Source organism: Burkholderia sp. YHN3-13 (genome assembly GCF_055810675.1).
Map to the genome: position 1 here is coordinate 57,861 of NZ_JBVVNQ010000006.1, position 22,207 is coordinate 80,067.

Below are 22,207 nucleotides of genomic sequence, written 5' to 3' on the forward strand. Positions count from 1 at the left end.
AGCAGGCCGGCGCGATGCCGGCCTCAGTGGAATTCGCGGCTCGACGTGCGCAGGCCGCCGAGCAGCGGCGTCAGATCCTCGAAATGCTGCACGACGAGGTGCCGCACGCCGCTCGCGACCTGCCACACGCCGGACGCCGCGAGCAGCCGCGAATCGAGGGTTTCGCGGCGCTGCCGCGCGAGCAGCTCGGGCCGGACGATCAGGTTCACGCAGCCCGTTTCGTCCTCGAGCGTCATGAACATCACGCCTTTCGCGGTACCCGGCATCTGCCGCGCGGTCACGAGCCCGCACGCGCGCGCGAGCCGGCCGTCGGGACGGTCGTGCAGCTCGGCCGCGGACGACAGCCGCCGCGCACGCAGCGCGGGCCGCAGCAGCGCGACCGGGTGGCGGTTCAGCGTGAGGCCGGTGGTGTGATAGTCGGCGAGGATGTCGTCGGCTTCCGACGGCGCGCCGAGCGCGGGCCGCTCCGCTTCGTCGATCGATGCGGCGGCGAGCAGGTCGCGCTCGGGCGCCGCGGCGACAGCCTGCCACAGCGCGTCGCGGCGATGGCCGGCGAGCGTCGCGAGCGCGTTCGCCGCGGCGAGCGCTTCGAGGTCGCGGCGTTCGAGCTGCGCGCGGCGCGCGAGCGTATCGACGTTGTCGATCGGGCCGGCGGCGCGCGCGGCTTCGATCCGGCGCGCGGCGGCTTCGCCAAGGCCGCGCACGAGCGACAGGCCGAGCCGCACGGCCGGCTGGCCGTGGGGCGGCAGCTGGCCGGAGAGCGCTTCGAGCGACGCCTCCCAGTTGCTTTGCGTCACGTCGATCGGCAGCACCTTCACGCGATGACGCTTCGCGTCCTGCACGAGTTGCGACGGCGGATAGAAGCCCATCGGCTGACTGTTCAGCAGCGCGGCGAGAAAGATCGCCGGTTCGTGGCATTTGAGCCAGCTGCTCGCGTACGCCAGTTTCGCGAAACTGGCGGCGTGGCTTTCGGGGAAGCCGTATTCGCCGAAGCCCTTGATCTGCTCGAAGATCTGCTCGGCGAATTCGCGTGTGTAGTTGCGCTCGAGCATCCCGCTCATGATCTTGTCGTGATACTTCTCGAGATTGCCCTTGCGCTTCCATGCGGCCATCGCGCGGCGCAAGTCATCGGCTTCGCCAGGCGTAAAACCCGCGGCGACGATCGCGATCTGCATCACCTGTTCCTGGAAGATCGGCACGCCGAGCGTGCGTTTGAGCACCTCCTCGAGCGCATCACTCGGATACGTGACCTCGCCCTCCTCTTCGCCGGCCACGATCCTGCGCCGCTGCAAATACGGATGCACCGCACCGCCCTGAATCGGGCCAGGCCGCACGATCGATACCTGCACGACCAGATCGTAGTAATCACGCGGGCGCAAACGCGGCAGCATCGACATCTGCGCGCGCGATTCGATCTGGAACACGCCGACCGTGTCGGCGCGGCAGATCATGTCGTAGGTTTCCTCATCGTCCTGTGGAATGTGTTTCAGCGTGAACGGCTCGCCGTCCTCCGCCGGCCCGCGCCATGCGGTGCGCAGGTCGAACGCCCGATGCAACGCCGACAGCATGCCGAGCGCGAGCACGTCGACCTTCATCAGCTTGAGCGATTCGAGATCGTCCTTGTCCCACTGAATCACGCGCCGCCCGTCCATCGCCGCGTTCTCGACCGGCACGAGCCGCGTGAGCTTGCCGCGGCTGATCACGAAACCGCCCGAATGCTGCGACAGGTGACGCGGAAAGTTGAGCAATCGCCCCGCCAGCTCGGCCCATGTGCGAATCAGCGGCGTTTCGGGATCGAGCCCGGTCGTCGCGAACTGCTGCAACAGGTCGCGGCTGCCGTCGAACCAGCGATGCCCTTTCGCGACGCGATCGATCAACATCGGATCAACGCCGAGCGCCTTGCCGGTTTCGCGCAGCACGCCGCGCGGGCGATAGGTCGACACGGCTGCCGCGAGCGCGGCGCGATTCTCGCCGTATTTCCGATAGATATGCTGAATGACTTCCTCGCGGCGCTGATGCTCGAAATCGACGTCGATGTCGGGCGGCTCGCCGCGCTCCGCGCTGATGAAACGCTCGAACAGCATCGTGCTCTGATCGGGACTGACTTCGGTGATCTCGAGGCAATAGCAAACAACCGAGTTCGCCGCGGAACCACGCCCCTGGCACAGGATGTTCTGGCTACGTGCAAACTTGACGATGTCGTAGACAGTCAGGAAGAACGGCTCGTAACTCAGTGTCGCGATCAGCGCCAACTCGTAGTCGATCCGTTCCCGGACGTGCTCCGGCGGTTCCCCGGAATAGCGACGGCGCGCGCCCGCCCGGGTTTCCTGCTCCAGATAACTCGTCGGCGTATGACCTTCAGGCACGATCTCGTCCGGATATTCGTAGCGCAGCGAATCGAGTTCGAAATCGCACGCATCGAACATCGCGCATGTCTCCGCGATCTCGTCCGGCGAAAACAGCTTCGCGATCCGCCCGCGCGAACGCAAATGCTGTTCCGCATTCGGCGCCAGCGCATAACCGCATTCCGACACCGGCATCCCGACGCGAATCGCCGTCATCACGTCCTGCAATGCCTTGCACGAGCGCCGGTGCATCGTCACGTCGCCCAGCGCGACGATACGCACGCCCCGCCGCTCGCCCGCCTCGCGAATCTCGTCGCGCTGCGCGCCGTCCAGCGCACGCTGCAACTGCACGAGCCCGAGCCGCGCGCGCGCGCCGAACGTCACGCGAAACCACGCGACCTGCACATCGAGCACGTCCGCGCGTACCGGATACAGGGGCACGAGAATCGCGAAGCAGTCGGGCATCCCGCGCAAGTGGGCAAACTCCGCAGGCGGCGCCGACAGCATCCGCGACGTCAGCGTGTAAGTCCCCTTCGGCGACGCCATCCGCCGCCACGAAATCAGCTCCGAAAGATTGCCGTACCCCTCGCGGTTCTGCGCGAGCAACACGAGCCCGAACGCACCGGGGCCCGGATCGTGGCCGGGCGCGACGTCGTCCGGCGTGACGTCGAAGTACGAACCGATGACGAGCGGCAGCCCTTTCGCTTGCGCGGCGACATGCATGCGCGGCGCACCGGCGAGCGAGCACTCGTCGGTAATCGCGATCCCGCGATAGCCGAGTTCCGCCGCACGCTCGACCAGTTCTTCCGCATGCGACGCGCCATGCAGAAACGAAAAGTTCGAGCGGCAGAACAACTCCGCGTAATCGGGCAACCCACTGAAATCCGCAACCATCTCCGTTCACCCGAACAAGCCGTGCAGGAACCAGCGCGGCTCGGCCTCGCTCCCCGCCCGCTCCTTGAACACCCAGTAGCACGCACCGGCTTCGTCCTGCGCGACGTGGTAATCGCGCGCGGCGAACTGACCGTCGAACCAGCCGGCCTCGATCCGCTCCACCGACGACATCATTCTCAGCGGCGTATGGAATACCGGCCGGTTCTCGCGCACCAGCAACGGCAGCGGCTCGGCGAGCAGCCACGCGGGCCTCGGCGGCACCGCCGGCGGCCCGCCGGCCGGCTTGCCCGCCTGCACATCGAGCGGCAGCCAGCGGTTCGCGGCCTCGGGTCGGTGATCGGCGACGGGCGCCGCGCGCAGCACGTTCTCCGCGCCGAGCCGCGCGACCAGCAGCTCGAGCAACCGCTCGCGGGTTTCCCGCGTACCGCCCGGTTCGGGAAAAAGATCGTCGGCCGGCGGCGCGACCGACTCGACGCGCGTGGCCTTCAGACGCACCGCGATCACCGCGGCCGGCAACTCGACGCGCGCGAGCCGTTCGCCGAGCAGCCGCATGAAGTGCGCTTCGTCGCGCACCGGCGCGGCGAACGCGAGTTCGAGCGGCGTCGGCGGCACGGCCTGGCGGCCGCGCTCGTGCTCGAGATCGAACGTCATCGCGGCCAGCGACAGTTGCCGCGCGGCCAGCCAGCCGCACAGCTGCACGACGAGCCGCCGCGCGGCGAACAGCACGGCTTCCGCGTATTCGACGCGCTCCGGCAATTCGAGCCGCACGTCGAACACGGGCGGCACCGCCATCCACGCGAGCGGCTCGACCGCGTCGCCGTACGCACGATCGAGCGCGGCCAGCAGCGCGGGGCCGCAGCGACGCTGCAACCCCGCACGCGGAAGACCGCGCAGATCGGCGAGCGTGCGGCAGCCGAGGCCGTCGAACCAGCCCGCGTACGGGCGCGCATCGGGCAGCAGCACGCAGGGCAGCCGGTCGAGCGAACGGACGAGCGAAGCCGGGCGCGCAACGCGGCGCCGGAGACGCGCCCGCGCCGACGTGCGCGCGAGCAGCCACGCGCCGCGCCCGGTCGGCGCGGCGGACAGGCGCGCCGCATAACCGAGCGCCGCGAGCGTCGCGCGCACCTGGCGGCACAGCGACGGCAGGCCGCCGAACAGCCGCAGGCTCGGGCCGACGTCGACGATCAGCGTGGCTTCGTCGTCGAGCGCGACGCACGGCGAGAAACGCAGCAATGCGAGCGCGACCGCGCGCAGCGCATCGGCCTCGCGCGCGGGATCGCGTTCGACGAGCTGCGTCTCGGGCGCGAGCGTGAGCACGCCGCCGCGCTTCATGCCCGCGCGCACGCCCTGCCGCTGCGCGGCCGCATCGGCGATCAGCACGACGCCCTGCTCGAGCACAGCACAGCCTGCGTCGCCGGCCTCGCCGGCCGCTGCGTCAGACGGCGGCGGGACGCACACGTCGAGCGGCAGGCGCGGCAGATGGATGCCGAGCAAGACGCGCATAGCGGCTCTCCACGATGGGCGACGGCAGGTCGAGCACGAGCGGCTCGCCGCGCGCCGGGCCGCGCCGCTTGACGATGTCGAGCGACACGCCGCCCGGCACCGGATACAGCGCGACGCGCAGCACGGCCGGCGACGGCTGCCGCGCGGCCGACAGCGGGCGCAGCATCACGAACAGCGTGTCGCCCGTGCGCGCGGCCGCGAGATGCAGGCGCCGCAGCGCATCGGGCCGCGCATCCTGCCAGAGCAGCAGCGCGCCGCAGCACCCCGTCCGGAGCGCCTGCTCGGCGGCCCACAGCGCATCGGTGCGGCTGCCGGCGCGCAGCCACAGCAGCGCGTCGGCCGGCACGCCGAGACTGGCGAGCGCGGTCGCATGCGGCGATTGCGGCGGCGCGACGAGCGCGAGCGGACGCCGCGCACTGACGGTACGGGCCAGCGCGGGCGCGAGCAGCCGCATCTCGCCGCAGCCCGGCTGCGCGGCCAGCAGTTCGACGAGCCCGCCGACCGGCCAGCCGCCGCCCGGCAATTCGGCCGACAGCGGCGCGAAGCCGGTCTCGATCGTGCGCGGGCCGCCGCGCGCGAGCTGCGAGCCGCGCCAGAGCGACGGATGAAGGGATTCGGGAGAAATGGAGGATGCGAGCATGACGCCACCCACAACTGTATGGATATACAGTATATGGCAATGCGCCCGCGTCGCACAGCACCGGTGCGAAACCGGTTTTCGTCAGAGGAAAGCCGGGAGGAGGCCGGCGCGCGCGTCAGGTCATCGCACGCCGGCCGGCCCCGCCCGTCAGCCGAGCAGCAGCGCGTCGTCGTCGAGCTGCTCGTGACGCACCTTCTCGAACATCTGCAGCAGGTCCGGCACGTCGAGCCCCTTGCGCGCATCGCCCGACACGTCGAGCACGACCTGCCCCTGGTGCAGCATCACCGTGCGGTCGCCGTAGTCGAGCGCCTGCCGCATGCTGTGCGTGACCATCATCGTCGTCAGTTTGCTCTCGGCGACGATGCGCGCGGTCAGCTCCAGTACGAACGCGGCCGTCTTCGGGTCGAGCGCGGCCGTGTGCTCGTCGAGCAGCAGGATCCGCGACGGCCGCAGCGACGCCATCAGCAGGCTCACGGCCTGCCGCTGGCCGCCGGACAGCAGCCCGATCCGGTCGGTCAGCCGGTTCTCGAGGCCGAGGTTCAGGAGCCGCAGCTTGTCGCGGAACAGTTCGCGCGACGGCCGGTCGAGCGCGGCGCGAAAGCCGCGCCGCACGCCGCGCGCCATCGCGAGCGCCATGTTCTCCTCGATCGTCAGCGCCTCGCAGGTGCCGGCCATCGGATCCTGGAACACGCGCGCGACGAGGTGCGCGCGGTCCCACGCGGCCTTGCGCGTCACATCCGCGCCGTCGATCGCGATGCGCCCCGCATCGACCGGCTGGTCGCCGCTGACCGCATTGAGGAAGGTCGACTTGCCGGCGCCGTTCGAGCCGATCACCGCGACGAACTGGCCATCGGGAATCTCGAGCGACAGCCCGCGCAGCGCGCGCGTCTCGATCGGCGTGCCGGGATTGAACGTGAGTTTGAGATCGTGTGCGGACAGCATGTCATGCTCCTCCGTTCTTGCGCGCGAACAGCTTCTTGCGCGTCGCCGGCAGCACCAGCGCGAGCGTGACGAGCGCGGCCGTCACGAGGTTCAGGTCCTGCGCCTTCAGGCCGATGAATTCGCTGTTCAGCGCGAGCGCGATGAAGAAACGGTAGACGATCGCGCCGAGCACGACCGCGAGCGTCGTCAGCACGAGCCGGCGCGCGGGCAGCAGCGTCTCGCCGATGATCACGGCGGCCAGCCCGATCACGATCGTGCCGATCCCCATCGAGATGTCCGAGCCGCCCTGCGTCTGCGCGAACAGCGCGCCGGCGAGCGCGACGAGCGCGTTCGACAGCGCCATCCCGGCGAGCGTCGCGCGGCCGGTCGCGATGCCTTGCGCGCGCGCCATCCGCGGGTTCGCGCCGGTCGCGCGCATCGCGAGGCCGAGCTGCGACGAGAAGAACCAGTCGAGGCCGAGCTTCGCGACCACGACGACGATCGCGAGCAGCGCCGGGCGCAGCACGTAGTCGGGCATCCAGTCCGGCTGCAGCACGGTGAACAGCGTCGGCTCGGAGATCAGCGGCACGTTCGGGCGGCCCATGATCCGCAGGTTCACCGAGTAGAGCGCGATCATCATCAGGATGCTGGCGAGCAGATCCATGATCTTCAGGCGCACGTTCAGCCAGCCGGTGACGAAGCCGGCCAGCGCACCCGCGACGATCGCGAGCAGCGTCGACGTGAACGGGTCGTAGCCGGCCGAGATCAGCGTCGCGGCGACGGCGCCGCCGAGCGGAAAGCTGCCGTCGACGGTGAGGTCGGGGAAGTTGAGGATGCGGAACGAGATCAGCACCCCGAGGGCGACGAGGCTGAAGATCAGGCCGATCTCCAGTGCGCCCAGAAACGAGAACAGAGACATGGTGGGGAAATCCTGTTGCTTCCCGGCCGGACGTGTACGGCCGGGCGAAGCGAACGGGCGGCCCCGGGTGGGAGCCGCCCGTCCGGCGATGTCGTCGAGGCCCGGATCGGGCCGGCAAGCGCGGCGCGCGTGCCGCGGCTTACCTGATGACCGTCTTCGCTTCCTTGACGAGATCCGGCGACAGCGTGACGCCCTGCTTCGCGGCCGCGCCCGTGTTCGCGAACAGTTCGAGGTTGCTGCTCGTCTCCGACGCGATCGCGCCCGGCTTCTCGCCCTTCAGGATGCGCGCGACGACCTTGCCCGTCTGCCGGCCGAGATCGCCGTAATTGATGCCGAGCGCCGCGATGCCGCCGCGCTTCACGCTGTCGGTGTCGCCGGCGACGAGCGGGATCTTCGCTTCGTTCGCGACCTTCACGAGCGCTTCGTACGCGGACACGACGTTGTTGTCGGTATTCGTGTAGATCACGTCGACCTTGCCGACCAGGCTCTTCGCGGCCGGGCCGATGTCGACGGTACGCGGGGCGGCGGCTTCCTTCAGCGTCATCCCCTGCTTCGCGAGGATCTCTTTGAGCGCCTTCACGACGACGACCGAATTCGCCTCGCCCGGGTTGTAGACCATGCCGACCGTCTTCGCATTCGGCACGACGCGCTTGATCAGCGCGACCTGGCGATCGAGCGGCAGCTTGTCGGACACGCCCGTCACGTTGGTGCCCGACGGGCCCCAGCCCTTCACGAGCTGCGCGGCGACCGGATCGGTGACGCCCGAATAGACGACCGGCACGCTCTTCGTCGCGGCGACGACCGCCTGCGCGGCCGGCGTCGCGATCGCGACGATCACGTCCGGCTGGTCGCCGACGAACTTGCGCGCGATCTGCGCGGCCGTGCCCGTGTTGCCCTGCGCGCTCTGGTATTCCCACTTGAGCTTGTCGTCGCCGTAACCTTCCGCCTTCAGTTCGGCGCGCACGCCGTCGCGGATCGCATCGAGCGCCGGATGATCGACGATCGACAGCACCTTGACGGTCTGCGCATGCGCGGCGCCGGCCAGCGCGAATGCGGCGACGCCGGCCGCGATCGAACGGATCGCGAAAGTCTTGAATCGCTTCATGGGTGAGTCTCCCCCGTATTGTGTCGGTTCTGGATGATGGATTCCCGCCGCCGTCGGGCGGGCACCGCCGCGCGTACGACACGCCGGCGATCGGCCCGCGCACGCTCCGGGAAAGCGTGCAGCGGCGAACGCACGAGCATACCATTTCCGCAGACCACCGCCTGACTAAGCGCTTTCGCCCGGTACGCCGGATGGCGGCACGCGCCGGAGCCCGAAAATGCGCGCGAAGCCCGGCCGGCGGCGGTGCCGGCCGGTGTCGGCCAACGCGTCAGCCGCGCGCGCGGCTTTACGTTATGCTGTCGGCCGACCCAATCCACGCCATCGGAGGGCAGATGAAACGGGGGATCCGAACCATCACATGCGTGGCCGTCGCGCTGGCGCTGCCCGGTACCGCATGCGCGCTGACCGACGGCAGCGCGCAATACGACGACTGCATGCTCAATGCGCTGCGCGAAAGCCGCAACGGCGCGGCGGCGCAGCTGATCCAGCGCTCGTGCGACGCGCTGTACCGCAACAACGCGATGCTGCTGCCGCGCGAGCGGCGCTTTCACGAGTGCGTCGTGCAGTCGCTGCCGGGCGTGCGCGACAACTACGCGATCCAGCAGATCATGTCGATCTGCTCGCGGCGCGGCGAGATGTGAACGGGCGCCGCGCGCCGGACGCCCATGAAAAAAGGGCCTGCGCGATGCAGGCCCTTTTCATTCAGCGGTACCGGTGCGCGGCGTTCAGAACGACGCGACCATCGAGCCCTTGAACTGCTTCTTGATGAATTCCCGCACTTCCTGCGACTGGTACGCCTTGACCAGCTTCTTCACCCACGGCTGATCCTTGTCCTTCGCGCGCACGGCGATCAGGTTCGCGTACGGGCTCGTCAGCGATTCGAGCGCGATCGCGTCCTTGGTCGGCTGCAGGTTCGCGGCCAGCGCGTAGTTCGTGTTGATCACGGCGGCATCGACGTCCGACAGCACGCGCGGCAGTTGCGCGGCGTCGAGTTCGGAGATCTTCAGCTTCTTCGGGTTCTCGGCGATGTCGAGCACCGTCGCGTTGTTGCCGCCCGTGCCGGCGCCCGCCTTCAGCTTGATCACGCCTTGCGTCTGCAGCAGCAGCAGCGCGCGGTTCTCGTTCGACGGATCGTTCGGCACCGCGAGCTTCGCGCCTTGCGGCAGGTCCTTCAGCGACTTGTACTTCTTCGAGTACACGCCGATCGGCGAGATGTAGGTCAGGCCCGCGCTGACGATCTTGTAGCCGCGCTGCTTCACCTGGCTGTCGAGGTAGGGCTGGTGCTGGAAGCTGTTCGCGTCGAGGTCGCCCGCGTCGAGCGCCGCGTTCGGCTGCACGTAGTCGTTGAATTCGATGACCTTCACGTTCAGGCCTTCCTTCTCCTTCGCGACCTTCTGCACGACTTGCCACACTTCCGCATCCGGGCCGGCGACCGTGCCGACCTTGATCACCTTGTCGTCGGCGCGCGCGCCTGCCGACAGCGTCAGCGCGGCACCGGTGGCCAGTACGGAAAATACCTTCAGGAGACTGCGACGCTTCATCTGTTTCTCGCTTTCTTGCTTGCTAAAAAATGGGGCGCGATACGGGTAAGCCCCGACTCGCAGGAAGGGGCAAATGGTGTCACAGGATCGGCGGGAAGTGAAATACATCCCGCTCATATGGGTATGCACCGGTACAGTGCCGGCGGCAGGTGCGGGGTTCGGCCGTTAGTTGCGTTCATGACGCGTCGCGCGTCGGCCGGCACGCTTTACCTCACCGCCGTCTCGCCGGCCGTGTTCGCCCCGAATGCCGGTTCGGCCGCCCGCTCGCCGACCCGGAACGCGCCGACCGCGTCGCGCAGCCGTGCGGCCTGTTCCTGCAGCGACGCGGCAGCCGCAGCGGCTTCCTCGACGAGCGCCGCGTTCTGCTGCGTCACCTGGTCCATCTGCGTGACCGCGCGGCCGACCTGCGTGATGCCGCTCGCCTGCTCCTCGGACGCGGCCGCGATCTCGCCCATGATGTCGGTCACGCGCGCGACGGCCTGCAGGATCTCGCCCATCGTCGTGCCAGCCTGGCCGACCAGCGTCGAGCCGTTGCGTACGCGCTCGACCGAGTCGACGATCAGTTCGCGGATTTCCTTCGCGGCCGTCGCGCTGCGCTGCGCGAGCGAACGCACTTCGCCCGCGACCACCGCGAAACCGCGCCCCTGCTCGCCCGCGCGCGCGGCCTCGACCGCCGCGTTCAGCGCGAGGATGTTGGTCTGGAACGCGATGCCCTCGATCACGCCGATGATGTCGGCGATCTTGCGCGAGCTGTCGTCGATCTCGCCCATCGTGCCGATCACGCGGCTCACGACGTCGCTCCCGGTGCGCGCGATGTCCGACGCGTTGTTCGCGAGCCCGCTCGCCTGCCGCGCGTTGTCGGCGTTCTGCTTCACCGTCGCGGTGAGCTGCTCCATGCTCGCGGCCGTTTCCTCGAGCGACGCGGCTTGCTCCTCGGTACGCTGCGACAGGTCGTCGTTGCCGGCCGAGATCTGGCGACTCGCCGACGCGATCGACTCCGCCGACTGGCGGATCCCGCCGAGCGTCGCCTGCAGCCGCGCCTGCATGTCGTGCATCGCGGCCATCATGCTGGTGCGGTCGCCCGCGCGCACCGGTACCGGCTGCGTCAGGTCGCCCCGCGCGATGCGCGCCGCGAGCGCGGCCGCTTCGTCGGGCTCGCCGCCCAGGCTGCCGCGCACGTTGCGAATGATCACCAGCATCGCCGCGCTGATCACGAAGCCGATCACGAGCACCACCGCGAGGTGGCCCAGCAGCGTCCGGTAATAGAGGGTGTCGATGTCCTTCAGGAACACCCCGCTCGAGATGTTCCAGTCCCACGGCGCGAACCGCGTGACGTAGCTGATCTTCGGCACGGCCGTCTCGCTGTGCGGCAGCCGCCCGCGATATTCGGCGAAGCCGCTGCCGGTCGCCTTCGCGGCGTTCAGGATCGTCACGAACAGCGGCTTGCCGTCCGGATCGAGATAGTCGCCGACCTGCGTGCCGACGAGCTTCGGCAGTGTCGGGTGCATCAGCACGACCGGCTTCGAGTCCATCACGAACACGTAGCCCGAATCGCCGTAGCGCATCGCGGCGAGGCTCGCGAGCGCGTCGCGCTTCGCGTCGGCCTCGGGCAGCGTGCCGCTCTGCGCGAGCGCGTGATACGCGTTCACGATGCCGGCCGCCGAGTCGACGAGATTCGCGATGCCCGCCTTGCGTTCGTCCAGCATCGTCGCGCGCGTCTCGTACGCGCTCCATGCGCCGACGCCCAGCAGACCGACCCATACCAGCGCAAGCGCGAGCCACAGCTTGCGGTTCAAACTCATTCTGCTCATCTGCGTGCCTTTGTCGATGTCGATGCGCCGATGCGCGCGAACGGCCTGTCCCGCGCAAACGGTTGCTCCTTCAATTACGGCAACGAGGCTTACAACTTGAATACGCGCCGGCGCTCGGCGGGCAGCGCCGGCGCGACAGCCCGCATCCGCTGTGCTACAAAGACCGCCTGACCGGCGCGCAACGCGCCGGCACCATTCCAGGGCCATCCATGTACGTCATCGACATCCACTACACCGCGTCGCTCGAACGCATCGACGACGCGCTCGAACGCCATCGCGCGTATCTGCAGCCGCAATTCGACAAGGGCATCTTCATCGCGGCGGGACCGAAGGTGCCGCGCGAAGGCGGCATGATCCTCGCGGCCCGCATCGATCGCGACGCACTCGACGCGATCCTCGAGACCGATCCGTTCGTCACCGAGGGGCTCGCCACCTATCGCGTGACCGAATTCCGGATCACGCGTGCCGCGTCCGGCTTCAACGTGCCGGCGCTGCCGTAACGCGCGCGCCGCCCGGCGCTCAGCGCAGGCGGACAGCGGGAAAAGAGGAAAAGCGTGACGGCGCGGGACGGCCGTCACGTGATCGCCGGGCAGGACGCCCGGCGGCGGCCGGTCAGTCGACCAGCAGCTTCAGGTCGTGGACCCACGGGCCGGGGCCCTGGCCGTCGCGCACGAACAGGCGCAGCTTGCCGTCGCGGTCGAACACGTAGCTCGCGGCCGTGTGATCCATCGTGTAGCTGCCGGGCGTCTTGCCGGGCACCTTCGCGTAGTACACGCGGAAATCCTTCGTGACCTTCTTCAGCGCCGCTTCGTCGGCCGGCCGCAGGCCGATGAACGACGGATCGAACGCGGGCACGTACTGGCCGAGCAGCGCCGGCGTGTCGCGTTCCGGGTCGACGGTGACGAACAGCACCTGCACGCGCTTCGCGGCGTCGGGCCCGAGCTGCTTCAATGCTTCGGACAGCTCGGCCATCGTGGTGGGGCACACGTCCGGGCAATGCGTATAGCCGAAGAACATCACGACGGCCTTGCCCTTGAAATCGGCGAGCGTACGCACCTTGCCGGCCGTATCGGGCAGCGAGAAATCACTGCCGAACTGCGTGTTGCCGGTGATGTCGAGATTCTGGAATTTCGGCGCGTTGTCGCATCCGGCGAGCAGCAGCGCCGCCGCGAATGCGCACGCGAACATCCAGCCTTGGCGCGCGCGGCGCCCGAACCTTGATTGGAGCATTGCGTTCAACCGTGCGGTTACACGCCGAGCAGCGGGCGTGCGTAGTGATCGACGAGCAGCGCGGCGAACAGCAGCGACAGGTAGACGATCGAGTAGCGGAAGGCCTTGCGGGCGAGTTCGTCCGAATAGTCGCGATGGATCTTCCACGCATACGCGAGGAACACCGCGCCGAGCAGCACCGCGCTCGTCAGGTAGACGGCCCCGCTCATCCCGGAGATGAACGGCATCAGCGTGACCGCGAACAGGATCACCGTATACAGCAGGATGTGCAGCCGCGTGAACTTCTCGCCGTGCGTGACCGGCAGCATCGGCAGCCCCGCGTTCTCGTAATCCTTGCGGCGATAGAGCGCGAGCACCCAGAAATGCGGCGGCGTCCACACGAAGATGATCAGCACGAGGATCCACGCGTCGCCCGGCACCGCGCCGGTGACGGCGGCCCAGCCGAGCGCCGGCGGCATCGCGCCCGACGCGCCGCCGATCACGATGTTCTGCGGCGTCATCGGCTTGAGCAGCAGCGTGTAGATCACCGCGTAGCCGACGAACGTCGCGATCGTCAGCCACATCGTCAGCGGGTTCGTGAACGTATAGAGCGTCCATGCGCCGACGCTGCCGAGCACGGCCGAGAACAGCAGGATCTGCGGCGTCGTGATCTCGCCGCGCGCGGACGGGCGCCACGCGGTACGGCGCATCATCGCGTCGATCTTCTGTTCGACGAGGCAGTTGATCGCGAACGCGGCACCGGCCAGCAGCCAGATGCCGATCGTGCCGCCGATCAGCACATGCCACGGCACCATGCCCGGCGTCGCGAGGAACATGCCGATCACCGCGCAGAACACCGCGAGCTGCGTGACACGCGGCTTCGTCAGCGCCATGTACTGGGAAAAGCGGCTACCGGGCGATTGGGAGAGGGTGCTTTGCATGGGGGCGGTCACGCCGGGGCGGCGTCGCGCGCAGGCTGCGCGACACGGCCGGGGCGGCTTGAAAGGATGCGAAAGTTTAACATGACGACGAGCAGCAGCAGGATCGCGGCCCCGCCGTTGTGCGCGACGGCGACCGGCAGCGGCCACTGCAGCACGATGTTGGTCAGGCCCGTCACGAACTGCAGCAGCACGACCAGCAGCACGCCGTTCGCGGGCCGCCGCAGCGACTCGAAGCGGCGCATTTTCAGCGCGAACGCGACCAGGTACGCGACCACGACGAACGCGAACGTGCGGTGCGTCCAGTGGATCGCGACCAGCGCGTCCTGCGTGATCGCCTCGCCGTCCTTCGTCATCCCGAGCGCGCGCCACAGGTGGAAGCCATGCTGGAAGTCCATCGGCGGGATCCACTGGCCGTTGCAGGTCGGGAAGTCGGTGCAGGCGAGCACCGCGTAGTTGGTGCTCACCCAGCCGCCGAGCGCGATCTGCACGACCAGCAGCACGAGCGCCGCGAGCGCGGCCGCGCGGTAGCGTCCGGCCTCGGGGTCATACGACGGCAGCGGCGTCTGCCGCGCCGCGAGCCAGCCGAGCGTGCCGAGCAGCGTGAGGCCGAGCAGCAGGTGGATCGTGACGATCACCGGCTGCAGCTTCATCGTGACCGTCCACGCGCCGAACGCGCCCTGCACGAGAATCAGCAGCAGCAGGCTCGTCGGCCACCACGGCGACACGTGCAGCGGGCGGCGGCGCAGCCGCGCGGCCCACGCGATCACGACCTGCGCGATGATCAGCACGCCGATCGCCATCGCGAAATAGCGGTGGATCATCTCGATCCACGCCTTCGTCATGCTGACGGGGCCCGTCGGCATCGCCTGGTGCGCGGCCGTGATCGCGGCGTGCGCGATGAACGGCGACGACGTGCCGTAACAGCCGGGCCAGTCGGGGCAGCCGAGCCCCGAATCGGTCAGCCGCGTGAAGCCGCCGAACATCACGAGATCGAGCGTCAGGAAGGTGGTGATCCACACGAGCTTGCGGAACTTGTCGTCGTCGGCCTTCACCCACACGTACGACAGCGGCAGCAGCGCGATGCACAAGCCGATCAGGCCGAGTTGCAGTAGATACGACATCGGAATGGTGCCTCGTTCTCTTGCCTTAACCGATGCTCGACCACTTCAGCAGCTTCGTCACGTCCGACTTGATCTTGCTGGGATTCGGGTCCTTCGGGAAACGCATCATCAGGTTGCCGTTCGGGTCGACCAGGTAAATGTGGTCGCTGTCCTTCGTGCCGGCATCGGCCGGCAGCCATGCGGCCACCGCGGCCGGATCGGCGACGAGCCGGCGCGTGTCGGGGTACGCGTCGAGCACCTTCTGCGGCATCGCGCCCGCGTCGCTGCGCAGCCACACCATCGTGATCCGGTGCCGCTCGCCCGCCTGCGTGACGCGGATCTGGCGCATGAAATAAAGCTTCTGCGCGCACGCGTCGTCGCACGCGCTGCGGTCGGTCATCACGAACAGCCACACGCCGCGCAGCGACGCCAGCGGCACGGTCTTGCCGGTTTCGTCGGTCACCTGCAGACCGGCCGGGATCGGGCGCTGCGGCTCGATCAGCGTGCCGTAGTTCGTCGACCCGCCCTTCGGCTTGATCACGTAATAGGTGAAGTACGACGCGATCATCGGCGCAGCGCACACGAGACCCAGCAGCACGAGCATCCAGCGGCCGCGCTTGCGGGCCGCCGGCGAGATCGGCGCGGCGGCCGGACCCTGACGGGAAGATTGCATGGACAAATCAGACCTCTCGAAACGAACCCGCGGCGCCGGCGCCGCGTCCTGGGATGGCGCTCATGCGCCGGCCGACTTCTTCGCCGCACGCCGCGCGGCGTACAGGCCGAAGCCGAGCGCGGCCGCCGCCATCGCCCACCACTGAAACATGTAACCGTAATTGCGCTCGACGCCGGTCGTTGCCGCCGGCCAGTCGCGCACGAGCCTGTCGCCGTCGTCGCTCGTCTGCTGGATCACGAACGGCTGCAGCGGCAGCCCCGTTTCCTTCGCATACTCGGCGACGTCCAGGTTCTGCCGGATCTTCTGGTGCGCGGCCGACCCGCCCTCGCCGAGCTCGAACGCACGCGATGCGTCGGCACGCGCGATGCCGACGATCTCGACGTCGCCCGCCGGCGTCGCGAACGGCTCGATCGCGGTGCGATCGGCGATATTGCGCGGCAGCCAGCCGCGGTTCACGAGCACGACGCCGCCGCCCGTGAGTTTAAACGGCATCACGACGTAAAAACCCGGCTGATCGTTATACGGCCGATTGTCGAGAAACACCGCCTGCTCGGGCAGGAAACGGCCCCTGGCCCGCACGCGATGGAACTCGATCGACGCGAGCGGCATCGGCTGCGCGCCGACGTCGACGGGCGCCGCCTGCTCGTAGCGCGCGATGCTCGCCTGCAGCGCTTCCTTCTGGTGCGCGCGATCGCGCTGCCAGAAACCGAGCCGGATCGTCACGGCGACGACGACGAGGATCAGGAGCGCGGGCAGCCAGCGGATCTTCATCATGCGGCCCGCCGGGCACATGCGCGAAAGCGAAGTGCGATAATTATCCCCTTCCTTTCGAATGGCCGTCGTCCGGTTCGTGTCATGCACATCCTCGTTCCCATCGCCTTCGTCCTCATCATTGCCAGCATGGGCTCGGCGCTCTACTTCATGATGCACGACCGCGGCCACACGAAACGCATGGTCTGGTCGCTCGCCACCCGTGTCGGGCTGTCGGTGTCGCTGTTCCTGCTCATCCTGATCGCGAACTGGATGGGCTGGATCCATTCGACCGGCCTGCCGATCGGGCGTTGATGCCGTTGCCGCGGCGGCCGCTGTGACATTTCGCCGCACGGTCGCGCCACCAAGCAAAAGCGCCGCCTGACTGAGTCGCGGCGGCGCCAGGGTGGTGTCGGCAGGCAGCGGCGCTACCCGGTCGGCACCAATGAAAACGGCCCGCGCATTGCTGCGCGGGCCGTTTTTCCATTTACAGCCAGTAGACGACGACGTACAGGCCGAGCCAGACGACGTCGACGAAGTGCCAGTACCACGCGGCGCCTTCGAATGCGAAGTGATGATCGGGCTTGAAGTGGCCGCGAATCATCCGCACCAGCACCACCGCGAGCATCGTGCCGCCGAGGAACACGTGGAAACCGTGGAAGCCCGTCAGCAGGAAGAACGTCGAGCCGTACACGCCGGAGTTCAGCGTCAGGTTCAGTTCGTTGTACGCGTGGTAGTACTCGAAGCCCTGCAGGAACAGGAAGCAGATACCGAACACGAGCGTCGCGGCCAGCCATGCGATCGCCTTCTTGCGATGATCGTCACGCAGCGCATGGTGCGAGATCGTCAGCGTCACACCCGACGACAGCAGGAATGCGGTGTTCAGCGTCGGGATCGGCCACGGGCCCATCGTCTTGAAGTGCCCGGCGAGCGCGGCGGGGCCTTCGTTCGGCCACACGGCGGAGAAGTCCGGCCAGATCAGCTTGTAGTCGAGGCTGCCGAGCTGGTGCAGCGCGATTTCACGCGCATAGAACAGCGCGCCGAAGAACGCGCCGAAGAACATCACTTCCGAGAAGATGAACCAGCTCATGCTCCAGCGGTACGACTTGTCGACGTTCTTGCCGTAATGACCGCCTTCCGATTCGGCGATCGCGTCGCCGAACCAGTGATACAGCGTGAAGAGCAACCACAGCAGGCCGAGCAGCGCCGTAAACGGCGCCCAGTCGTGACCGTTGATCCACAGCGCTACCGAGCCGAGCATGACCAGCAGGCCGATGGCCGCGCTGATCGGATGCTGCGACGGATGCGGCACGAAATAGTACGGGGTCTGGTTTTGACCGCTCATGCTTGATTCTCCACTTCAGTCCAATTTGTGTACCGGAAACCGCTCCGGCTTTATTTCTTGCGCGGCGCGACTGCCACCGCTCTTTCCCGCACGCCGCGCCGTGACGCCGCGCACTGCATTCTTTCGTGGCCGCGGGCCTCAGCCCACGACGGCACGCACGATCAGGATCAGCACGCCGATGAACACGCCGGCCGCGAGCAACGCGACGATCAGCACGTGCAGCGGATTCAGCTGCGTCGCATCGGCCTCCAGGTCGCGCCGCTTGCGCACGCCGAAGAACGACCACAGCACGGCTTTCAGCGCCTGGCCGAACGACCCGCCCCGCTTGACCTCCGTCATCGCCCCGCCTCCGTCGTCATGCGTCCGGCTTCGCCGTGCCCTGCGCCGCGGTACTGCGCTGCGCCGGTGCCGGCGTGGCCGGGGTATTCAGTTCGAAGAACGTGTACGACAGCGTGATCGTCTTCACGTCCTTCGGCAGTTTCGGATCGATCACGAACACCACCGGCATCTTGCGCGACTCGTTCGCGGCCAGCGTCTGCTGCGTAAAGCAAAAGCACTCGATCTTCTTGAAGAACTCCGTCGCCTGCTTCGGCGCGTAGCTCGGAATCGCCTGCGCCACGACCGGCCGGCCCTGCCCGTTCGTCACGTCGTACACGATCGTCATCAGTTCGCCCGGATGCACGTCGAGGCTGTTGTGCTCCGGCTTGAAACCGAGCGGCCCGCGCGCGTTCGCATCGAACTCGACCGACACCGTGCGGCTGTAGTCGACCTGCGAGTTCTTCACCTCGCGCTCGCTGACGTCGCGCTGCACCAGGTTGTTGATGCCGGTGATCTGGCAGATCGCCCGATACATCGGGATCAGCGCGAAGCCGAAACCGAACATCAGTCCGGCCACGACGAAGAGCTTCACCAGCATCGAACGATTGAACGCGCGATCGACGGCGCCCTCTTCCGGCTTCGACATACGACGACTTCCTCGCTACTGCGTCAGTTGCTGCATCAGTGAGTGGACAGCCACCACTGCTTGATCACGACACCCACAAAGAAAACGGCGGCGATGACGAGCAGGGTGAGGCCGAGCCGCTTGTTGCCCGCGCGAATCTGCTCGGGCGTTCGTCTTTCTTGTGGATTCGGGTTCATCTGAAACTTCGCTGAAACCTCAATGCGGCGCCCGCCGCGCCTGCCATCAAGGCAGGCAGCGGCCGGGCGCACCATGAAACTTACTCGACGTGCGGCGGTTGCTCGAACGTGTGGAACGGAGCCGGGCTCGGCACCGTCCACTCGAGGCCCGTCGCGCCGTCCCACGGCTTGTCCGACGCCTTTTCCAGCTCGCCGCCGCCACGGTAGGCCGGCAGCGCGACCGCGAACAGGAAGTACACCTGCGCGAGGCCGAAGCCGAATGCGCCGATCGTCGCCACCTGGTTGAAGTCCGTGAACTGCGCCGGGTAGTCCGCATAACGACGCGGCATGCCGGCCAGACCGACGAAGTGCATCGGGAAGAACGTCAGGTTGAAGAAGATCATCGACGCCCAGAAGTGGATCTTGCCGCGCGTCTCGTTGTACATCCAGCCCGTCCACTTCGGCGCCCAGTAGTACCAGCCCGAGAACAGCGCGAACAGCGAGCCGGCCACCAGCACGTAGTGGAAGTGCGCCACCACGAAGTAGGTGCCGTGATACTGGATGTCGAGCGGCGCCATCGCGAGCATCAGGCCCGTCAGGCCGCCGAACGTGAACACGAACAGGAAGCCGATCGCGAACAGCATCGGGGTTTCGAACGTCATCGAGCCGCGCCACATCGTCGCGAGCCAGTTGAACACCTTCACGCCCGTCGGCACGGCGATCAGCATCGTCGCGTACATGAAGAACAGCTGACCGGTGACCGGCATGCCCGTCGCGAACATGTGGTGCGCCCAGACCATGAACGACAGGATCGCGATCGATGCCGTCGCGTACACCATCGAGCTATAGCCGAACAGCGTCTTGCGTGCGAACGCCGGGATCACCTGCGACACGATCCCGAACGCCGGCAGAATCATGATGTACACCTCGGGGTGGCCGAAGAACCAGAAGATGTGCTGGTACATCACCGGGTCGCCGCCGCCTGCCGCGTTGAAGAACGACGTGCCGAAGTGGCGGTCGAACAGCACCATCGTGATCGCGCCTGCCAGAACCGGCATCACCGCGATCAGCAGGTACGCCGTGATCAGCCACGTCCATGCGAACATCGGCATCTTCATCAGTGTCATGCCCGGTGCGCGCATGTTCAGGATCGTCACGACGATGTTGATCCCGCCCATGATCGACGACGCGCCCATGATGTGGACCGCGAAGATCGCGAAGTCCATGCCCGGGCCCATCTGCGTCGACAGCGGTGCGTACAGCGTCCAGCCGGCAGCCGTCGCGCCGCCCGGCGCGAAGAACGAACCGACCAGCAGCACGGCCGCGACCGGCAGCAGCCAGAAGCTGAAGTTGTTCATCCGCGCGAACGCCATGTCGGATGCGCCGATCTGCAGCGGAATCATCCAGTTCGCGAAGCCGACGAACGCCGGCATGATCGCGCCGAACACCATGATCAGGCCGTGCATCGTCGTGAGTTCGTTGAAGAACTCCGGACGCATGATCTGCAGGCCCGGCTCGAACAGCTCGGCACGGATGCCGAGCGCCATCACGCCGCCCGACAGAAACATGATGAACGAGAACAGCAGGTACAGCGTACCGATGTCCTTGTGGTTGGTGGCGAACAGCCAGCGACGCCAGCCGTGCGGCATTTCGTGCGCGTGGTCGTCGTGCGCGTGGTCCGCGGCTACGTCGTGCCCGATGCTAGACATGAGAATCTCCTAATGCGAATACGTCGACTAACTCAGCGACACGTCAAGCCGCCGGGCCGATCTCGACACGCCGGGCTTCCTTAGCGTCAGCCCCGCCCGTGATCGTTTCCGGCTTTTTCATGATGATGTGGTCTTCCGCCACGCCTGCTGCCTTCAGCGCGTCGCGCACGGCCTGTGCACGATGCTTCGCCAGTTCGGCGTTCGCGTCGGCCGAGCCCGTCTTGTCGGTAAAACCCGACAGCGCGAGCTTCGCGTCCGGATGTGCCTTCGCATAGTCGGCCGCGGCGGCGATCGCCGCTTTCGCGTCGGCCGGCAGCACGCTCTTGCCCGTTTCGAAGTAGATCGTCGACAGCGCGGCCGATGCCGCTGCCGCCGGCTGCTCGGCGGCGCCCGACGCGGCTTGCGCCGGTGCCGATGCCGCTTCCGCCGGTGCCGCTGCCGCTGCCGCGCCTGCCGCGTCTTCCGGCATCTTGCCGTTGCGCGCGTCGGCCACTTGCTTCGGCTGCAGCAGGTCGTTCTTGTGGTTGCCCCACGAGTTGCGTTCGTACGTGATGACCGACGCGATGTCGAGGTCCGACAGCGACGCCCACGACGGCATCGCGCCCTTGCCGTGCAGCACGCGCTCGACGTGGCCGGCGATCGGGCCGTTCACGATCGGGCTGCCGTCCATCGCCGGGAACGCGCCGAGGCCCTTGCCGCTCACCTGGTGGCAGGCCGCGCAGTTCGCCTTGTAGACTTCCTCGCCGTGCGCGACGAGTTCAGCCATCGTGTAGACCTTGTTCGGATCGACCGACGCGCTGGCCAGCTTGGCCTTCTGCGCCGTGACCCACTTCGCGTAGTCGTCTTCCGACAGCACTTCGACGACGACCGGCATGTACGCGTGTTCCTTGCCGCACAGCTCGGTACAGAAACCGCGGAACGTGCCGACCTTGTCGGCCTTGAACCACGTGTCGCGCACGAAGCCGGGGATCGCATCCTGCTTCACGCCGAACGCGGGCACGTACCACGAGTGGACGACGTCGTTCGCGGTCGTGATGATGCGGATCTTCTTGTTGACCGGCACGACGAGCGGGTTGTCGACTTCCTGCAGATAGGTGTCGGTGATCGGCTTCTTGCCCATCACTTCGTCGCGCGGGGTGGTCAGCGTCGACAGGAAGCCGATGCCCTCGCCCGGGCCCTTCACGTAGTCGTAGCCCCACTTCCACTGGTAGCCGGTGACCTTGATCGTGAGATCGGCGTTCGTCGTGTCCTTCATCGCGACGACGGCCTTCGTCGCCGGCAGCGCCATCAGCACGACGATGACGAACGGCACGATCGTCCAGATGATCTCGACGGTCGTGCTTTCATGGAAATTGGCGGCCTTGTGGCCTTTGGATTTGCGGTGCGCGAAGATCGAATAGAACATCACGCCGAACACGCCGACGAAGATCACCGTACACAGGATCAGCATCATCGTGTGGAGATCGTAGAGCTCCTCGGCGATTTTCGTGACCGGCGGCTGAAAGTTGATCTCGTTGACGCGGGGGCCGCCCGGGCTATCACCGACCGCCAGGGCGGCACCGGCAAAGAGCAATCCGCTGCATGCCAGCACGCCCGTGAGGGCTCGCTTGATTGTTTTCATAGCATCCTTACCCAAAATTTCCATTCAAACCCTCCCCCGTCGCAAGCCGCCGGCCCGTATC

Annotated in this window: 22 protein-coding genes; 3 read left to right on the top strand and 19 right to left on the bottom strand. The window is 67.5% G+C overall.

Translation table 11 applies throughout. The annotated features are described in order from the left end of the window. Window positions 1–23: 23 nt before the first annotated feature. From AC0KUR_RS16000 to AC0KUR_RS16025, 6 genes are all read right to left on the bottom strand, one after another. Window positions 24–3,239, bottom strand: coding sequence for an error-prone DNA polymerase (locus AC0KUR_RS16000; RefSeq protein ID WP_473376162.1), 3,216 nt, complete (start codon window positions 3,237–3,239; stop codon window positions 24–26). 6 nt (window positions 3,240–3,245) lie between these two features. Next, the gene (locus tag AC0KUR_RS16005) at window positions 3,246–4,742 is read right to left on the bottom strand and encodes a Y-family DNA polymerase (RefSeq protein ID WP_473376163.1); all 1,497 of its coding nucleotides are present in this window, start codon (window positions 4,740–4,742) and stop codon (window positions 3,246–3,248) included. Continuing rightward, a complete protein-coding gene (gene imuA, locus AC0KUR_RS16010; RefSeq protein WP_473376164.1) occupies window positions 4,675–5,382 on the bottom strand; it encodes a translesion DNA synthesis-associated protein ImuA in 708 nt (235 codons plus the stop codon). Before imuA ends, AC0KUR_RS16005 begins: the two co-directional genes overlap by 68 nt. A 147-nt stretch (window positions 5,383–5,529) precedes the next feature. Further along, window positions 5,530–6,324 carry an ABC transporter ATP-binding protein gene (locus tag AC0KUR_RS16015; protein WP_059558759.1) on the bottom strand — a complete coding sequence of 265 codons (795 nt, stop codon included), beginning with the start codon at window positions 6,322–6,324 and terminating at the stop codon, window positions 5,530–5,532. Between the two features lies 1 nt (window position 6,325). Continuing rightward, entirely contained in the window at window positions 6,326–7,222 is an 897-nt protein-coding gene (locus tag AC0KUR_RS16020; RefSeq protein ID WP_059558762.1) for an ABC transporter permease, read from the bottom strand. Window positions 7,223–7,361: 139 nt separating this feature from the next. After that, window positions 7,362–8,327: an ABC transporter substrate-binding protein gene (locus AC0KUR_RS16025; protein WP_473376165.1), complete on the bottom strand. Its 966-nt coding sequence runs from the start codon at window positions 8,325–8,327 to the stop codon at window positions 7,362–7,364. 332 nt (window positions 8,328–8,659) lie between these two features. Here AC0KUR_RS16025 and AC0KUR_RS16030 point away from each other — a divergent pair, with 332 nt between their 5' ends. Further along, on the top strand, window positions 8,660–8,968 hold the full coding sequence (locus AC0KUR_RS16030; RefSeq protein WP_124608968.1) for a VF_A0006 family four-cysteine protein: 309 nt from the start codon (window positions 8,660–8,662) through the stop codon (window positions 8,966–8,968). An 84-nt stretch (window positions 8,969–9,052) separates the two neighbouring features. Here the strand turns inward: AC0KUR_RS16030 and AC0KUR_RS16035 are convergent, their stop codons facing one another. Further along, window positions 9,053–9,868 (bottom strand): MetQ/NlpA family ABC transporter substrate-binding protein, encoded by an 816-nt coding sequence (locus AC0KUR_RS16035; RefSeq protein WP_034189238.1) that lies wholly within the window; start codon window positions 9,866–9,868, stop codon window positions 9,053–9,055. A 206-nt stretch (window positions 9,869–10,074) separates the two neighbouring features. Next, window positions 10,075–11,679 (bottom strand): methyl-accepting chemotaxis protein, encoded by a 1,605-nt coding sequence (locus AC0KUR_RS16040; protein ID WP_124608969.1) that lies wholly within the window; start codon window positions 11,677–11,679, stop codon window positions 10,075–10,077. A 209-nt stretch (window positions 11,680–11,888) separates the two neighbouring features. On the opposite strand from AC0KUR_RS16040, the gene AC0KUR_RS16045 reads away from it, so the two are divergent. Beyond that, complete coding sequence (locus AC0KUR_RS16045) at window positions 11,889–12,179, top strand: YciI family protein (protein ID WP_034189236.1); 291 nt, start codon at window positions 11,889–11,891, stop codon at window positions 12,177–12,179. Window positions 12,180–12,291: 112 nt separating this feature from the next. On the opposite strand, the gene AC0KUR_RS16050 is transcribed toward AC0KUR_RS16045, so the two are convergent. The 5 genes from AC0KUR_RS16050 to AC0KUR_RS16070 are packed head-to-tail and all read right to left on the bottom strand — an operon-like array spanning window position 12,292 to window position 16,373. Next, entirely contained in the window at window positions 12,292–12,909 is a 618-nt protein-coding gene (locus tag AC0KUR_RS16050) for an SCO family protein (protein ID WP_049030543.1), read from the bottom strand. 17 nt (window positions 12,910–12,926) lie between these two features. After that, window positions 12,927–13,829 (bottom strand): heme o synthase, encoded by a 903-nt coding sequence (cyoE, locus tag AC0KUR_RS16055; protein WP_034189234.1) that lies wholly within the window; start codon window positions 13,827–13,829, stop codon window positions 12,927–12,929. 8 nt (window positions 13,830–13,837) lie between these two features. Next, complete coding sequence (locus AC0KUR_RS16060) at window positions 13,838–14,950, bottom strand: COX15/CtaA family protein (protein ID WP_034189233.1); 1,113 nt, start codon at window positions 14,948–14,950, stop codon at window positions 13,838–13,840. A gap of 25 nt (window positions 14,951–14,975) precedes the next feature. Then, window positions 14,976–15,602: an SCO family protein gene (locus AC0KUR_RS16065; RefSeq protein WP_034189232.1), complete on the bottom strand. Its 627-nt coding sequence runs from the start codon at window positions 15,600–15,602 to the stop codon at window positions 14,976–14,978. A 60-nt stretch (window positions 15,603–15,662) separates the two neighbouring features. After that, entirely contained in the window at window positions 15,663–16,373 is a 711-nt protein-coding gene (locus AC0KUR_RS16070) for an SURF1 family protein (RefSeq protein WP_233623211.1), read from the bottom strand. A gap of 84 nt (window positions 16,374–16,457) precedes the next feature. Here AC0KUR_RS16070 and AC0KUR_RS16075 point away from each other — a divergent pair, with 84 nt between their 5' ends. Continuing rightward, window positions 16,458–16,667 (top strand): twin transmembrane helix small protein, encoded by a 210-nt coding sequence (locus AC0KUR_RS16075; RefSeq protein WP_011353273.1) that lies wholly within the window; start codon window positions 16,458–16,460, stop codon window positions 16,665–16,667. 172 nt (window positions 16,668–16,839) lie between these two features. Here AC0KUR_RS16075 and AC0KUR_RS16080 read toward each other — a convergent pair whose 3' ends face one another. The 6 genes from AC0KUR_RS16080 to coxB form a co-directional block, all read right to left on the bottom strand. Beyond that, on the bottom strand, window positions 16,840–17,697 hold the full coding sequence (locus AC0KUR_RS16080) for a cytochrome c oxidase subunit 3 (RefSeq protein ID WP_027785504.1): 858 nt from the start codon (window positions 17,695–17,697) through the stop codon (window positions 16,840–16,842). A 138-nt stretch (window positions 17,698–17,835) separates the two neighbouring features. Continuing rightward, window positions 17,836–18,036, bottom strand: coding sequence for a DUF2970 domain-containing protein (locus AC0KUR_RS16085; RefSeq protein WP_021163748.1), 201 nt, complete (start codon window positions 18,034–18,036; stop codon window positions 17,836–17,838). A gap of 16 nt (window positions 18,037–18,052) precedes the next feature. Further along, window positions 18,053–18,661, bottom strand: a complete 609-nt coding sequence (locus AC0KUR_RS16090; RefSeq protein ID WP_034189231.1) for a cytochrome c oxidase assembly protein — start codon at window positions 18,659–18,661, stop codon at window positions 18,053–18,055. A 35-nt stretch (window positions 18,662–18,696) separates the two neighbouring features. Next, the gene (locus AC0KUR_RS16095; protein ID WP_473376223.1) at window positions 18,697–18,837 is read right to left on the bottom strand and encodes a cytochrome oxidase small assembly protein; all 141 of its coding nucleotides are present in this window, start codon (window positions 18,835–18,837) and stop codon (window positions 18,697–18,699) included. A gap of 80 nt (window positions 18,838–18,917) precedes the next feature. Then, window positions 18,918–20,525, bottom strand: coding sequence for a cytochrome c oxidase subunit I (gene ctaD, locus AC0KUR_RS16100; RefSeq protein ID WP_021163746.1), 1,608 nt, complete (start codon window positions 20,523–20,525; stop codon window positions 18,918–18,920). Window positions 20,526–20,568: 43 nt separating this feature from the next. Further along, the gene (coxB, locus tag AC0KUR_RS16105; protein ID WP_473376166.1) at window positions 20,569–22,170 is read right to left on the bottom strand and encodes a cytochrome c oxidase subunit II; all 1,602 of its coding nucleotides are present in this window, start codon (window positions 22,168–22,170) and stop codon (window positions 20,569–20,571) included. Window positions 22,171–22,207: the final 37 nt, after the last annotated feature.